Raw genomic sequence first — 13,913 nt, 5'->3', positions numbered from 1 at the left:
TCAGCCCGCGGTGCCGTCCTCCTCGGCCAGCACCCGCTGGGCCGTCGCGAACGCCGAGTTCGCCGCCGGGACCCCGCAGTACACGGCCGTCTGGAGCAGCACGGCGCCGATCTCGTCCGGCGTGAGGCCGTTGCGGCGGGCCGCCCGGACGTGCATGGCCAGCTCCTCGTAGTGGCCGTGCGCCACCAGCGCCGTCATCGTGACCATGCTGCGCTCGCGGCGCGAGAGCGTCTCGTCGGTCCAGATCTCACCCCAGGCGTAGCGCGAGATGAAGTCCTGGAACCGCGCGGTGAACGGGGTCTGCCTCCCCTGCGCCCGGTCCACGTGCGCGTCGCCCAGTACCTCCCGCCGCACCGCCATGCCCCGCTCGGCACTCCCGTCGAAGTGCCCGCGCAGCGCGGACAGCACCGCCTCGGGACGCTCGGCGGGCGCCAGGTGCGAGGCACCCGGGATCTCCACCAGCGCCGCGCCCGGCACGGCGTCGGCGATCTCCCGCAGGTGCGCGGGCGGCGTGGCCGGGTCCTCGCGGCCGGCGATCAGCAGCGTGGGCGCGGCGATCTCGCCGAGCCGGTCCCGCAGGTCGAACGCGGCCAGCGCGTCGCAGCACGCGGCGTAGGCCCCGGGGTCGGCCTCCCGGTGGTCCCGCACCAGCTCCGGCACGGTGAACCCGGGCGTGAACCACCGTGCGTCGGCGCTCTCGGCGAGCTCCGCCAGCCCTTCCGCGCGCACCAGTGCGGCCCGTTCCTCCCACGCCTTCGCACCGTTGAAGTGCGCCGACGAGCACAGGACGGCCAACGACGACACCCGCTCCGGGTGGTGCACGGCCAGGTGCAGGCCCACCGCGCCGCCCAGGGACACGCCCGCGTAGGCGAACCGCTCGACGCCGAGCGAGTCGGCGAGCGCCAGCACCAGGCCGGCCAGGTCGGCGACGGTGGCGCCGGGACCGATGAGGTCCGCCGCCGAACCGCCGTGCCCCGGCAGGTCCCAGCGGATCACCCGGTGCCCGATGGACAGCTCGGGCGCCACCTGGTCCCACAGGGCGTACGAGGTGCCCAGCGAGGGCCCGAGCAGCAGCGGGGGAGCGGAGGAGGGGCCTTCGGTCAGGTGGTTGAGCATGGTCAACGTCGCTCCAGAGCACGGTCGGTCAGGGCTCCGGCGGAGCCGGTGAAGCGGGCGGGGTCGGTCAGGGCGTCGAGGTCGACGTCCTTCAACTCCGGTACCTCGGCGAGGAGTTCGCCCAGGCTGCGGTCCTCGGCGTAGGTGCGCCGGGCGAGTTCGGTGAGCAGTGCCTTGGCGCGGGCCCGCCCGAGCACCGGCGCCAGCTCGGCGGAGAGCCGCTCGGACACGATCAGCCCGTGGGTGAGGCCGAGGTGCGCACGCATCACGTCCGGGCGCACCCGCAGCCCCTCGGTCAGCTCGGCGGCGTCGCGCGCCGCCCCGCCGGTCAGCCGGAGCAGGTCCCGCAGCGGCTCCCACTCGGCGTGCCAGGCCCCGGCCGGGCGTTCGTCCTCGGCGGCCAGGCAGCCGTACAGCGTGGCCGCAAGCTGCGGCGCGCGCCGGGCCGCCGCCGCGATCAGCGTGGAGCGCACGGGGTTGGCCTTGTGGGGCATAGCCGACGAGCCGCCGCCGCTGCCCTCCGCGACCTCGCCGATCTCGGTGCGGGACAACGTCAGCACGTCCACGGCGATCTTCCCGAGGGCGCCGGCGGCGAAGGCGAGGCAGCCGGCGAGGTCGGCGATCGGGGTGCGCAGCGTGTGCCACGGCAACAGCGGTGCCCGGAGGTCCAGTTCACGGGCGTACGCCTCGGGCAGCGCGGTCGCGTCCTCGGCGCCGTACGCCCCGAACGCCGCCAGGGTGCCCGCCGCGCCGCCGAGCTGGGCGGGCAGCGCGTCGCGTACGACCGTGATCCGGTCCCGCGCGTCGAGCACCAGCGTGCGCCATCCGGCCGCCTTCAGCCCGAAGGCCGTCGGCACGGCGTGCTGGGTCAGCGTCCGGCCCGGCATCGCCGTGTCCCGGTGCTCGGCCGCCAGCCGGGCCAGCGCCCGCTCCGTGCGGGTGAGGTCGGGCAGCAGCAGGTCGAGGGTGCGGGCGGCGACCAGCATCGTCGCGGAGTCCATGATGTCCTGGCTGGTCGCGCCCCGGTGCACATACGGCCCGTACTCCTCGCCGACCGCCTTCGTCAGATCCGCGACCAGCGGGATCACCGGGTTGCCGCCGCCGCGGGCACGCTCGGCCAGGGAACGCACGTCGAAGCGGGCCGGGTCGGCGGCCTCGGTCACCGCCCTTGCCGCCTCGGCCGGCGCGAGCCCCAGCCCGGCCTGGGCCAGGGTCAGCGCCGCCTCCGCGTCGAGCAGGGCCCGCAGCCAGGCACGGTCGTCGGTCGCGTCGGCGGCCGGCGAGCCCGCCCACCCGGGGGCGAGCAGGCCGGCGTCGGGAGCTGATGTCACTGGAACTCCAGGAAGACCGTTTCGCCTTCGCCCTGAAGGCGGATGTCGAAACGGTACGTGCCGTTGCCCTCGTCCCCGGCGATCAGCGTGCCGCGGCGCTCCGCGTCCACCCGGGACAGCAGCGGGTCGGCGGCCAGCGCGGCGTCGTCGCCCGGCAGGTAGATCCGGGTGAACAGGTGCACGAGCAGACCGCGGGCGAACACGCACACGCTGAGGTAGGGCGCGTTCCGCCCGCGTGCCCCCGGGCGCAGGGTCCGCGCGTACCAGTGTCCGTCGGCATCGGTCTGGATACGGCCGAAGCCGGTGAACTCCACGCCGTTGCGGCCCAGGAAGCCGCCCGAGGCGGGGTCGCGCCGCATCGAGCCGTCGGTGGTGGGCACCTTGCCGTCCGGGTCCGGGCCCCACACCTCCAGCAGCGCGTCGGGCAGCGGCCGGCCCTCGCCGTCGTACACGTACCCGTGCACGGTGACGGTGTCGGGGTGCCCGAGGGGCGCGATGTCCTCGCCGCCGCGGAAGGGCAGCGCGTACCCGTAGAACGGGCCGACCGTGTGCGACGGGGTGGGCAGCACGTTCTCCGGGCTGCTGGTGTCGATCTTCGTCATGGCGGTCAGCGTCCTTCTTCGATCCAGGTGGCGTTCGGGCCGTCGAGCACGATGTCCCAGTGGTAGCCGAGGGAGAACTCGGGCACGGACAGGCTGTGGTCGTACGTCGCGATCAGCCGCTGCCGGGCCGCGTCGTCCGTCACGGACTGGAGGATCGGGTCGTACGGGAACAGCGGGTCGTTCGGGAAGTACATCTGCGTCACGAGCCGCTGGGTGAACGCCGAGCCGAACACCGAGAAGTGGATGTGGGCCGGACGCCAGGCGTTGACGTGGTTGCGCCAGGGGTAGGGGCCGGGCTGGATGGTGGTGAAGCGGTAGAAGCCGTCGTCGTCGGAGAGGGTGCGGCCCACGCCCGTGAAGTTCGGGTCCAGCGGCGCGTCGTGCTGCTCGCGCTGGTGGGCGTAGCGGCCGGCCGAGTTGGCCTGCCATATCTCCACGAGCTGCCCGCGCACGGGCTTGCCGCTGCGGTCGAGGAGGCGGCCGGAGACGGTGATGCGCTCGCCGACCGGCTCACCGGTGTGCTGCCGGGTCAGGTCGTTGTCGATGCCGGTGAGGTCACGCTCCCCGAAGGCGGGGGAGGACAGCTCCACCAGCTCCGGGTCCTTGCTGACGTCGATGTTGATCGGCGGCTGCTTGGGGTGGCGCAGCACCGAGGACCGGTACGGGGCGTAGTCGCGGCGCGGGTGGTGCTCGACGGGCGCGCCGTCGGCGACCCGCTTCTCGTAGGCGGCGTGCTCGGCCGCGATCTCCGCGTCGATGTCGTGCTGAGTGAGAGTCATGGGGTTCCCTGGGTGACTGAGGCCGGACAGGCCCTAGCGGTCGAGGACGAGGGCGAGGCCCTGGCCGACGCCGATGCAGAGGGTGGCGACGCCCGTGCCGCCGCCCTTGCGGGCGAGCTGGTGGGCGACGGTGCCGGCGAGGCGGGCGCCGGAGGCGCCGAGCGGATGACCGAGGGCGATGGCACCGCCCTGCGGGTTGAGGATCGCCGGGTCGAACTCGGGCCACTCGGCGACGCAGCCGAGCACCTGGGCGGCGAAGGCCTCGTTGAGTTCGAGGACGTCCAGGTCGGCGAAGGTCTTGCCGGCCTTGGCCAGGGCGCGGTTCACCGCTTCGACGGGGGCGAGGCCGAAGTACTGCGGGTCGTTCGCGAAGACACCGGTGGCGCAGATCCGGGCCAGCGGCTCGCGGCCGGTGGCCTTCAGGCCGTCCTCGTCGACGAGGAGCAGCGCCGCGGCGCCGTCGTTGAGCGGCGAGGCGTTCCCGGCGGTCACGGTCCCGCCGGTCGTGCGGAAGGCCGGCTTGAGCTTCGCCATCGCCTCCAGGGAGGCGCCGGGCCGTACGCACTCGTCGGCCGCGACGTCGACCGGGTCGCCCTTGCGCTGCGGCACCGGCACCGGCGCCAGCTCGACATCGAACAGGCCGTCCGCCTGCGCCTGCGCGGCCTTGTGGTGGGAGGCGAGGGCGAACTCGTCCTGCTGCTCCCGCCCGATCTTGTGCTTGTCCGCGATCAGCTCCGCCGACTCGCCGAGCGGGATGGTCCACTGCGGGTCCATCCTCGGGTTGACCATGCGCCAGCCCAGGGTGGTCGAGTACAGCTCGGCGTGCCCGGCCGGGAACGGCCGGTCCGACTTGGGCAGCACGTACGGGGCCCGGGTCATCGACTCCACGCCGCCCGCGAGCACGATCGAGGCGTCCCCGGCCGCGATGGCGCGGGCGGCCTGGATCACCGCCTCCAGACCGGAGGCGCACAGCCGGTTCACGGTCACGCCGGGCACGGAGGTCGGCAGGCCGGCCAGCAGGGCGGCCATGCGGGCGACGTTGCGGTTCTCCTCGCCGGCGCCGTTGGCGTTGCCGAAGTACACGTCCTCGATCCGGGACGGGTCCAGGGAGGGGGTGCGGGTGAGGAGCGCGCGGACGGCGTGCGCGGCCAGGTCGTCGGGGCGTACACCGGCCAGGGAGCCGTTGTACTTGCCGAACGGGGTGCGCACCGCGTCGACGACGTAGACGTCCTTCACTTCAGGTCCTCCGCGATGACGAGCTTGGCGTCGGTCTTGGCGACGACCTCGTCGACGTCGACGCCCGGTGCGGTCTCCACCAGGACCAGGCCGTCGTCGGTGACGTCGAGGACGCCGAGGTCGGTGATGATCCGGTTCACACACGCCTTGCCGGTGAGCGGCAGCGCGCACTCCTGAAGGATCTTCGGGGAGCCGTCCTTCGCGGTGTGGGTCATGACGACGATGACCGTGCGCGCGCCGTGGACGAGGTCCATGGCCCCGCCGATCCCGGTGATCATCTTGCCCGGGATGGCCCAGTTGGCCAGGTCACCGGTGGCGGAGACCTGCATCGCCCCGAGCACGGCGACGTCGATGTGCCCGCCGCGGATCATCCCGAACGACAGCGCCGAGTCGAAGAAGGAGGCGCCCGGCAGGACCGTCACGGTCTCCTTGCCGGCGTTGATCAGATCGGGGTCGACCTGGTCGTCCGTCGGGTAGGGGCCGGTGCCCAGGATGCCGTTCTCGGACTCCAGGGTCACCTCCACGCCCTCGGGGAGGTAGTTGGGGATCAGCGTCGGCAGGCCTATGCCGAGGTTGACGTACTGGCCGTCCTCGAGCTCACGCGCGGCCCGCGCGGCCATCTGTTCACGCGTCCAGGCCATCAGGAACTCACCGTCCGCCGCTCGATCTTCTTGTCTGCCGCCTGCTCCGCCGTCAGCGCGACCACCCGCTGCACGAAGATCCCCGGCAGGTGCACCGCGTCCGGGTCGATCTCGCCGGGCTCCACCAGCTCCTCGACCTCGGCGATGGTGATCCGGCCCGCCATGGCCGCCAGCGGGTTGAAGTTCCGCGACGACTTCGCGAACACCAGATTGCCGTGCCGGTCGCCCTTCGCCGCCCTGACCAGGGCGAAGTCGGTGCGGATGCCGCGCTCCAGCACGTACTGACCGCCGTCGAACTCACGGACCTCCTTCGGCGGCGACGCCAGCGCGACACCGCCGGAGCCGTCGTAGCGCCACGGCAGCCCGCCCTCGGCGACCTGCGTGCCGACGCCCGCCGGCGTGTAGAAGGCCGGGATGCCCGCGCCGCCGGCCCGCAGCCGCTCGGCCAGCGTGCCCTGCGGGATCATCTCCACCTCGAGCTCGCCGCCGAGGTACTGGCGTGCGAACTCCTTGTTGGCCCCGATGTAGGACCCGGTCACCCGGGCGATCCGTCCCGCGGCCAGCAGGACGGCCAGTCCCGAGTCCATCGCGCCGCAGTTGTTGGAGACGACCGACAGCTCACCGACCCCGCGCTCGTGGAGCGCCTCGATCAGCACGTTCGGCACACCGCTGAGTCCGAAACCGCCCACCGCGAGCGATGCGCCGTCCGGCACGTCGGCCACTGCCTCACCGGCCGTGGCCACCACCTTGTCCATCCGAGAAGCCCCATCTCTTCCAAGCGCCCCGGGATCTGGAACCCCGCGAAATTAATCAGGGCACTGAGTATTTCAGCGAGATGGCCCACACGGTGCCACCGGACGGCTGGGGCGTCAAGACCTCGAAAAGTGCGAGGTAGATCGCGTGTGGAGGTTGCGGACGATTTCCGGGCCGCCGATGTATCGTCAGTGCACCGACGAATCTCGCCGCTAGGGGAGCGCACATGGCCGCGGTCGATCTGACCACCCACCCCGGGCATCTGGCCCGGCGGCTGCAGCAGGCGCACCACCTGCTGTGGAACACGATGGTCTCCGAGGAGACCACCTCGCCGCAGTTCGCGGTCCTCAACGCGCTCGTCGCCGAACCGGGCCTCGACCAGCGCACCGTGGGGGAGCGAGTGGGGCTCGACCGGTCCACCATCGCCGAGGTGATCAGCCGGCTCGGCCGCCGCCGGCTGCTCGACAAGGTCCGCGATCCGCAGGACGGCCGCCGCTTCCTGCTGCGCCTGACGGACGAGGGGCTGCGCGTCCACCGCAGGCTGAGTGTGCGGACGGCCCGGATGAACCAGGTCTTCCTCGCCCCGCTCTCCGCCGCGGAACAGGCCGTGTTCTTCGACCTCATCCAACGGGTCGCGGACGCCGCCGAAGGCCTCCGCAACCCGTCCGAGCCCGTGGTGACCCCCGGCTGATCAGGGCGTGTTCGTGAACACCACCCACACCGGGCCCTCGGCGAGGTTCACCGGCGTGCCGTCCCCGGCGGTGAAGGCCGTGCCCTCCTCGGCCGCCCCGCGCTTCCACGTCACGTCGTAGGAGCGCCCGTCGCGCAGCACCTCCGCCTTCCCGGAGCCCACCGACTCCACGTACGGCGAGTTGTTGCCGAGGAAGTCGCGGAAGGCGGACTCGCGCACCGTCACGTGCTGGACGACGACCGTCGCCGGTTCCGGCCGCCCGCCGCCGGCCGCGGGGACGGGATCGCCGTCCATGGCGATCAGCCAGCGGCCACGGCCCGCCGACCAGGTGAAGGTGAAGCTCGCCGCCGGATAGCGCACCGTGCGCGAGGTCTCGTCCCGGCCGCCCTCGGGGGCCTGGCCGTGGCGGTAGCCCGTGGTCAGCGCGGCGGCGCCCGGGGGTGACGGCATCAGCCGGTCCGGCCGCAGGTAGAGGTTGTACGGTGCGGGGCGGTCGTCGTCGCGGACGTAGGCGTCGGGCGCCCGGTCGGGCGACTCGGCGCGCAGGGGCGCCCGGTCGATCAGCGGGAGCAGCTTGCTCTGCGCGCCGGAGAACGCGAGCGTCGGCCGGTCGAACTGGCGCAGCAGCTCCAGGTCGGACTCCCGGGCGCTGCGCACCGGCCCGACCGACTCGGGCAGCCTGGTGGCGTAGACGGCCATGAGACGGCTCAGCCCGCCCTCCACCGGTTCCACGTAGACGACGTCCGCGGCGTCCAGACCCCGCTGCGGCCGGGCCGCGGACGTGTTGTCGACCTTGACGGCCAGTACCGGGCCCGCGTTGTGCGTGCCGTGCGTGCCGTGCGACCGCTCCAGGTGCGGGGCCCGGCCGTCGTCCTCCCTCGCCGGCGGCGCCGTACAGGCCGCCGTCAGCGAGGCCGTCACCGCCGCGGCCAGCAGCACCGGTACGGCGCCGCCCCCTGTGCCGCGCCGTACGGCACGGTCCCGCCTGCGCGTCTTGTGTCGCATCCCGACCACCCGCCCACCCACTTCGTATCCATGATTGTCCGCTTCTGAAGGCGTCTATGGCCATACCCGACTGAATCTGATAAGGCACCCGGAATCCGCTGTTCGGCCGAACCGGCCGCGGTTCGGTGGGGGCGCCCCGGGGTACCCGGCCGCGACGCAAGACCGACGCGCACGGGCGACGGAGGGAGCGCGAGGCGATGAAGGCAGTTGTCTGGCAGGGCAAGCGGGACGTCCGGGTCGAGGACGTGCCCGACCCGAAGATCCAGGAGCCGACGGACGCGGTCATCCGCGTCACGTCCAGCGGACTGTGCGGCTCCGACCTGCACCTGTACGAGGTGCTGACACCGTTCATGACACCGGGCGACATCCTCGGCCACGAACCCATGGGCATCGTGGAGGAGGTCGGAGCCGAGGTGACCGGTCTGAAGCCCGGCGACCGGGTCGTGGTGCCGTTCCAGATCGCGTGCGGGCACTGCTACATGTGCGACACCGGGCTGCCGACCCAGTGCGAGACCACCCAGGTCACCGGCGAGGGCATGGGCGCCCCGCTGTTCGGCTACACCCGCCTGTACGGCGCGGTGCCCGGCGGCCAGGCCGAGTACCTGCGGGTGCCGCAGGCCCAGTACGGACCCATCAAGGTGCCGGAGGGGCCGGCCGACGACCGCTTCGTCTACCTCTCCGACGTCCTGCCCACCGCCTGGCAGGCCGTCGAGTACGCCGCCGTCCCGCAGGGCGGCAGCGTCGCCGTGCTCGGACTCGGCCCCATCGGCGACATGGCCTGCAGGGTCGCGCAGGTCAAGGGCGCCGGACGCGTGTTCGGCGTGGACCTGGTGCCGGAGCGGCTGGAGCGGGCCCGCGCCCGGGGCGTGGAGACGTACGACCTGCGGGCCTTCGACAACGAGAAGGAACTGGTCGCCGCGATCCACGATCAGACCGGAGGCCGCGGCCCCGACGCCGTGATCGACGCTGTCGGCACCGAGGCGCACGGCGGCACCATCGCCAAGCTGGTCCAGCAGTCCGCGGCCATCATGCCCCGGGCCATCGGCAGCCCGCTCGCGGAGCGCTTCAGCGTCGACCGGCTCGCGGCCCTCTACACCGCCATCGACCTGGTGCGGCGCGGCGGCACCATCTCGCTGAGCGGCGTCTACGGCGGCATGGCCGACCCGATGCCGATGCTCACCCTGTTCGACAAGCAGATCCAGATGCGGATGGGGCAGGCCAACGTACGCCGCTGGAGCGACGAGATCGTCCCGTACCTCACCGACGAGGACCCGCTCGGCGTCGACGACTTCGCCACCCACCGGGTCCCGCTCACCGAGGCGCCGCGCGCGTACGAGATGTTCCAGAAGAAGCAGGACGGCGCGGTGAAGGTCCTGATGAAGCCGTAGGGCTCAGGCGCTCACGGGCCGCCGAGGATCTCCGCCAGGTCGTAGCGGACCGGCTCCTCCAGCTGGGCGTAGGTGCAGCTCTCCGGTGTGCGGTCCGGGCGCCAGCGGCGGAACCGGGCCGTGTGCCGGAAGCGCGCCCCGTTCTCCATGTGGTCGTACGCCACCTCGACGACCCGCTCGGGCCGCAGTGGCACCCAGGACAGGTCCTTCTTGCCCGACCAGCGGCTGGGCGCCCCGGGCAGCCGTGCCGACTCGTGCGCCGCCTCCTCCGCCCAGGCGGCCCACGGATGGCCCTGGACGTCGTCCATGCGCAGCGGCTCCAGCTCCTCCACCAGCTCGGCGCGGCGCTTCATCGAGAAGGCGGCGCTCACCCCCACGTGCTGGAGCCGGCCCCGGTCGTCGTACAGGCCGAGCAGCAGGGAGCCGACCACGGGTCCGCTCTTGTGGAGGCGGTAACCGGCGACGACGACGTCCGCCGTCCGCTCGTGCTTGATCTTGAACATGGCCCGCTCGTCCTGCCGGTAGCGCAGGTCGAGCGGCTTGGCGACGACACCGTCCAGACCCGCCCCCTCGTACTGCTCGAACCACTGCCGCGCCACCTCGATGTCGTCCGTCGCCGGCGCCACATGCACCGGCGGCGAGACGCCCGACAGCGCCCGGACCAGCAGCGCCCGCCGGTCCGTGAGCGGCACGTCGAGCAGCGACTCGTCGTCCAGCGCCAGCAGGTCGAAGGCGACCAGCGACGACGGGGTCCGCTCGGCCAGCATCCGCACACGGGAGTCCGCCGGATGGATGCGCTCGGTCAGCGCGTCGAAGTCCAGATGGCCCTCCCGCGCGATCACGATCTCCCCGTCCACCACGCACCGCTGGGGCAGCCGCTCCCGCACGGCCTCCGCCAGCTCGGGGAAGTACCTGGTCAGCGGCTTGCCCGTCCGACTGCCGAACTCCACCTCGGCACCGTCGCGGAACACGATCACCCGGAAGCCGTCCCACTTCGCCTCGTAGTGCATCCCCGGCGGGATCTTCGCCACGGACTTGGCGAGCATCGGCTTCACGGGCGGCATGACGGGGAGATCCATGCACGCATTCTGCGCGCCCCACGCCCCGAATGCGCGATATGCGAAGTGCGCGGGCTGCGCATACCGTGGCTCGCATGGCGGAAGCGGTGGAACTGGAGACGGACGGACGGACCGTGCGGCTGTCCAGCCCGGGCAAGGTCTTCTTCCCGGAGCCCGGCTACACCAAGCTGGACGTCGCCCGCTACTACCAGGCGGTCGCCCCCGGCATCCTGCGCGCCCTGCGGAACCGGCCCACCACCCTGGAGCGCTACCCGGACGGCATCACGGGCGAGTGGTTCTACCAGAAACGCGCCCCCAAGGGCATGCCGGACTGGATCCCCACCGCGCACATCACCTTCCCCAGCGGACGCAGCGCCGACGAGATGTGCCCCACCGAACAGGCCGCGGTCGTGTGGGCCGCCCAGTACGGCACCCTCACCTTCCACCCCTGGCCCGTGCGCCGCGACGACGTCGACCACCCCGACGAACTGCGCATCGACCTCGACCCCCAGCCCGGCACCGACTACGACGACGCGGTCCGCGCCGCCCACGAGCTGCGGGCGGTGCTGGAGGAGTTCGGGGGCCTGCGCGGCTGGCCCAAGACCTCCGGCGGGCGCGGCATCCACGTCTTCGTGCCGATCGAGCCGCGCTGGACCTTCACCCAGGTGCGCCGCGCCGCCATCGCCGTCGGGCGGGAACTGGAGCGGCGGATGCCGGAACAGGTCACCATCAAGTGGTGGAAGGAGGAACGCGGCGAGCGCATCTTCGTCGACTACAACCAGACCGCCCGGGACCGCACCATCGCCTCCGCCTACTCGGTGCGCCCCCGCCCGCACGCCCCGGTCTCCGCGCCGCTGCGCTGGGAGGAGGTCGGCGTCGCGCACCCGCGGGACTTCGACATCACGACCATGCCCGCGCGCTTCGCCGAACTCGGGGACGTGCACGCGGACATGGACGATCACGCCTACTCCCTCGACGCCCTGCTGGAACTGGCGACGAAGGACGAGCACGACCACGGACTCGGCGACCTGCCGTACCCGCCCGAGTATCCGAAGATGCCGGGAGAACCCAGACGGGTACAGCCGAGCCGGGCGAAGAAGCCGGCTCCTGGCGCGGAGTGAGCTACAGCTCCCTGATCCGGACGTCCCGGTACGAGACCACGTCCGTGGTGCTGTGCACCTGGAGCCCGACATAGCCGGAGGCGAACCGCCGCCCGTCCGTGCCCGGGTCGTCCGAGCGCGCCGGGTAGAAGTCCTGGCCGCCGATGTTGTCGAACTCGTTGATCAGCACGCCGTTGCGGTAGACCGAGTAGTGCTGGTCGACCACCCGGATCTCGTAGTCGTTCCAGGTGCCCTTCCCGGTGACGCCGGCCCCGGCGAGCCCGACCCGGTCGAATCCGTAGACGGACCCGGTCTTGTACATGTCGCCGCTCGGGCTGTCGAGCACCTGCACCTCGTGCCCGTACTTGATGGCGACCCACTCCGGCCGCGACTCCTCCGGGTGGTCGTGGACCCACGGGAAGCGCACGAACACACCGCCGTTGGCGTTCCCGGTGCCCGGCGCGTCGTCACGCCACTGGAGCTTCAGCGAGAAGTCGCCGTACTTGCGCTCGGGGAACCACAGCATGCCCATGCCCGGCGTGCTGGTGCTGGACGTGATCGACCCGTCCGCGTTCAGCGCGAACGAACCACCGCCTACCTGCTCCCACCTGGCGAAGGACTCCTGGGTGCCGTCCAGGATCGTGCGGTAGCCCTCGGTCTGGCCGGGCTTGCCGATCCCGGACTGCCGGGCGGCCTTGTTGATCGCCCTGACCTCCCGCTTGTCGACGACGCCCTCGTCCAGCAGCGCGTCCAGGACCTCCCCGACGTGCTTGAGGAAGAGCGCCTGGGACGTCCACTCCTTCTCGTCCTCGATCAGCTCGTTGATCCGGCACCGGTTGTTCGTCACCCGGTTCGGCACCCCCGAGTCGACCGTGCCGACGATGACCGTCAGCCGCTCGTCGTACTCCGGGCACGGCGGCGCCGGCACGCCCCCGCCCGCCACCACGGTGAAGCTGACGCTCAGCGGCTCGGACGTGTTGCCCGCCCGGTCGCTCGCCCGGTACGCCACGGTGTGCGCACCGGCCCGGTCGACGACCACGGGCGCGCTGTACGCCAGGTAGGGCCCGGCGTCGAGCGAGTACTCGATGCCGGCCACGCCGGAACCGCCCTCGTCCGTGGCGCTGACGGTCACCTTGGCGTTGCCGACGTACGCGCCGTCGGAGTTCCTTGTGCCCTCCACGGTCGCGCCGGTCACCGGTGCGGTGGTGTCCTGCGGGGGAGCGGCGACGACCGTGAACTCGACGCTCTTGGCCGCCGCGACGTTGCCCGCCTTGTCGGTGGCGCGGTAGCGCACGGTGTGGGTGCCCACCTGATGCACCATCACCGGCGCGGTGTACGCCTGCCAGGCGCCGTCGGCACCGATCGCGTACTCGATGGTGTTGACACCGCTGCCGGTGTCGGAGGCGGTGACGGTCACCGTCGCCATGTCGAGGTACGCGCCGTCCGCGTTCTTCTCGCCGTCGACCGTCGCCGAGGTCTCCGGCGGCGTCCTGTCGTCGGTCGGCGGGGCGGCCACGGAGAACGTGACGCTCTTCTCGGCGGCCGCGTTGCCCGCCTTGTCGAACGCCCGGTAGCGCACCGTGTGGTCGCCGACCTGGTCGACGACGACCGGCGTGGTGTACGGCTGCCAGGCGCCGTCGGCCCCGATCGCGTACTCGACGCGGTCGACACCGGAGCCGGCGTCGGTCGCCGCGATCGTCACGCTCGCCGAACCGACGTACTGGCCTTCGGCGTTCTGCGTGCCCTTGACGTCCGCCGAGGTTTCCGGCGCCGTCGTGTCGGTGCCGCCGCCCTCGGTCACCACGAGCACGCCCTGCATCTGGCCGTGGCCGGGGATCGTGCAGTGGTAGAGGTAGCGGCCCGGGGTGAGGGTGACCTCGGCGGTGTGCTTGCCGCCCTGGGCGTCGAACGGGTTTGCCAGGATGTTCAGCTGGACGTCGCTGTTGTACGCGGGGTCGCTCGTCACGAACGTCAGCGTGTGCGGCATGCCGGTGGTGTTGCCGGTCGCCGCGCTGTTCTCGAAGACGATCGTCGCCGGTCCGGCGACCGCCGTCTCGGGCGCGGACGCGTACTTGGTGATGTCGTCGCCCGCGGTCCAGGTGAGGACCTGCTCGGCGGCCTCGGCCCCGGACTCGGCCCGGGGCTGCCCGGACGCGGACGTGGCCTGGAGGCCGAGCATCATCAGCAGGCCGGCCAGCAGGGCGGCCCACATT

General features: G+C 72.4%; 13 protein-coding genes. 3 read left to right on the top strand and 10 right to left on the bottom strand.

The annotated features are described in order from the left end of the window. From pcaDC to IEZ05_RS20720, 7 genes are read right to left on the bottom strand one after another with little or no spacing between them, the layout of a single operon-like run. Positions 1-1,116 carry a bifunctional 3-oxoadipate enol-lactonase/4-carboxymuconolactone decarboxylase PcaDC gene (gene pcaDC, locus IEZ05_RS20750; RefSeq protein WP_189231673.1) on the bottom strand — a complete coding sequence of 372 codons (1,116 nt, stop codon included), beginning with the start codon at positions 1,114-1,116 and terminating at the stop codon, positions 1-3. A gap of 2 nt (positions 1,117-1,118) precedes the next feature. Next, positions 1,119-2,447, bottom strand: coding sequence for a 3-carboxy-cis,cis-muconate cycloisomerase (pcaB, locus tag IEZ05_RS20745; protein ID WP_189231672.1), 1,329 nt, complete (start codon positions 2,445-2,447; stop codon positions 1,119-1,121). Next, on the bottom strand, positions 2,444-3,049 hold the full coding sequence (gene pcaG, locus IEZ05_RS20740) for a protocatechuate 3,4-dioxygenase subunit alpha (RefSeq protein ID WP_189231671.1): 606 nt from the start codon (positions 3,047-3,049) through the stop codon (positions 2,444-2,446). The genes pcaB and pcaG overlap by 4 nt, the downstream gene beginning before the upstream one ends. A gap of 5 nt (positions 3,050-3,054) precedes the next feature. Next, positions 3,055-3,828 (bottom strand): protocatechuate 3,4-dioxygenase subunit beta, encoded by a 774-nt coding sequence (pcaH, locus tag IEZ05_RS20735; RefSeq protein ID WP_189231670.1) that lies wholly within the window; start codon positions 3,826-3,828, stop codon positions 3,055-3,057. A gap of 33 nt (positions 3,829-3,861) precedes the next feature. Continuing rightward, entirely contained in the window at positions 3,862-5,064 is a 1,203-nt protein-coding gene (locus IEZ05_RS20730) for a thiolase family protein (protein ID WP_189231669.1), read from the bottom strand. Continuing rightward, positions 5,061-5,705: a CoA transferase subunit B gene (locus IEZ05_RS20725; protein ID WP_189231668.1), complete on the bottom strand. Its 645-nt coding sequence runs from the start codon at positions 5,703-5,705 to the stop codon at positions 5,061-5,063. The genes IEZ05_RS20730 and IEZ05_RS20725 overlap by 4 nt, the downstream gene beginning before the upstream one ends. Next, a complete protein-coding gene (locus tag IEZ05_RS20720) occupies positions 5,705-6,460 on the bottom strand; it encodes a CoA transferase subunit A (RefSeq protein WP_189231667.1) in 756 nt (251 codons plus the stop codon). The genes IEZ05_RS20725 and IEZ05_RS20720 overlap by 1 nt, the downstream gene beginning before the upstream one ends. A 224-nt stretch (positions 6,461-6,684) precedes the next feature. Between IEZ05_RS20720 and IEZ05_RS20715 the strand changes: the two genes are divergently transcribed. Further along, positions 6,685-7,149, top strand: coding sequence for a MarR family winged helix-turn-helix transcriptional regulator (locus tag IEZ05_RS20715; protein WP_189231666.1), 465 nt, complete (start codon positions 6,685-6,687; stop codon positions 7,147-7,149). Here IEZ05_RS20715 and IEZ05_RS20710 read toward each other — a convergent pair whose 3' ends face one another. Then, entirely contained in the window at positions 7,150-8,154 is a 1,005-nt protein-coding gene (locus tag IEZ05_RS20710) for a DUF3048 domain-containing protein (protein ID WP_189231665.1), read from the bottom strand. A gap of 197 nt (positions 8,155-8,351) precedes the next feature. On the opposite strand from IEZ05_RS20710, the gene IEZ05_RS20705 reads away from it, so the two are divergent. Continuing rightward, positions 8,352-9,542 (top strand): zinc-dependent alcohol dehydrogenase, encoded by a 1,191-nt coding sequence (locus tag IEZ05_RS20705; RefSeq protein ID WP_189231664.1) that lies wholly within the window; start codon positions 8,352-8,354, stop codon positions 9,540-9,542. An 11-nt stretch (positions 9,543-9,553) separates the two neighbouring features. Here the strand turns inward: IEZ05_RS20705 and IEZ05_RS20700 are convergent, their stop codons facing one another. Beyond that, on the bottom strand, positions 9,554-10,621 hold the full coding sequence (locus tag IEZ05_RS20700; RefSeq protein ID WP_189231663.1) for an ATP-dependent DNA ligase: 1,068 nt from the start codon (positions 10,619-10,621) through the stop codon (positions 9,554-9,556). 74 nt (positions 10,622-10,695) lie between these two features. Between IEZ05_RS20700 and ligD the strand changes: the two genes are divergently transcribed. Beyond that, on the top strand, positions 10,696-11,721 hold the full coding sequence (ligD, locus tag IEZ05_RS20695; protein ID WP_189231662.1) for a non-homologous end-joining DNA ligase: 1,026 nt from the start codon (positions 10,696-10,698) through the stop codon (positions 11,719-11,721). Position 11,722: 1 nt separating this feature from the next. Here the strand turns inward: ligD and IEZ05_RS20690 are convergent, their stop codons facing one another. Then, positions 11,723-13,912, bottom strand: coding sequence for an OmpL47-type beta-barrel domain-containing protein (locus IEZ05_RS20690; RefSeq protein WP_189231661.1), 2,190 nt, complete (start codon positions 13,910-13,912; stop codon positions 11,723-11,725). Position 13,913: the final 1 nt, after the last annotated feature.

This window comes from Streptomyces flaveolus (genome assembly GCF_014648815.1).
Lineage (GTDB): Bacteria > Actinomycetota > Actinomycetes > Streptomycetales > Streptomycetaceae > Streptomyces > Streptomyces flaveolus.
This window is presented reverse-complemented; position numbering and strand designations above follow the sequence as displayed.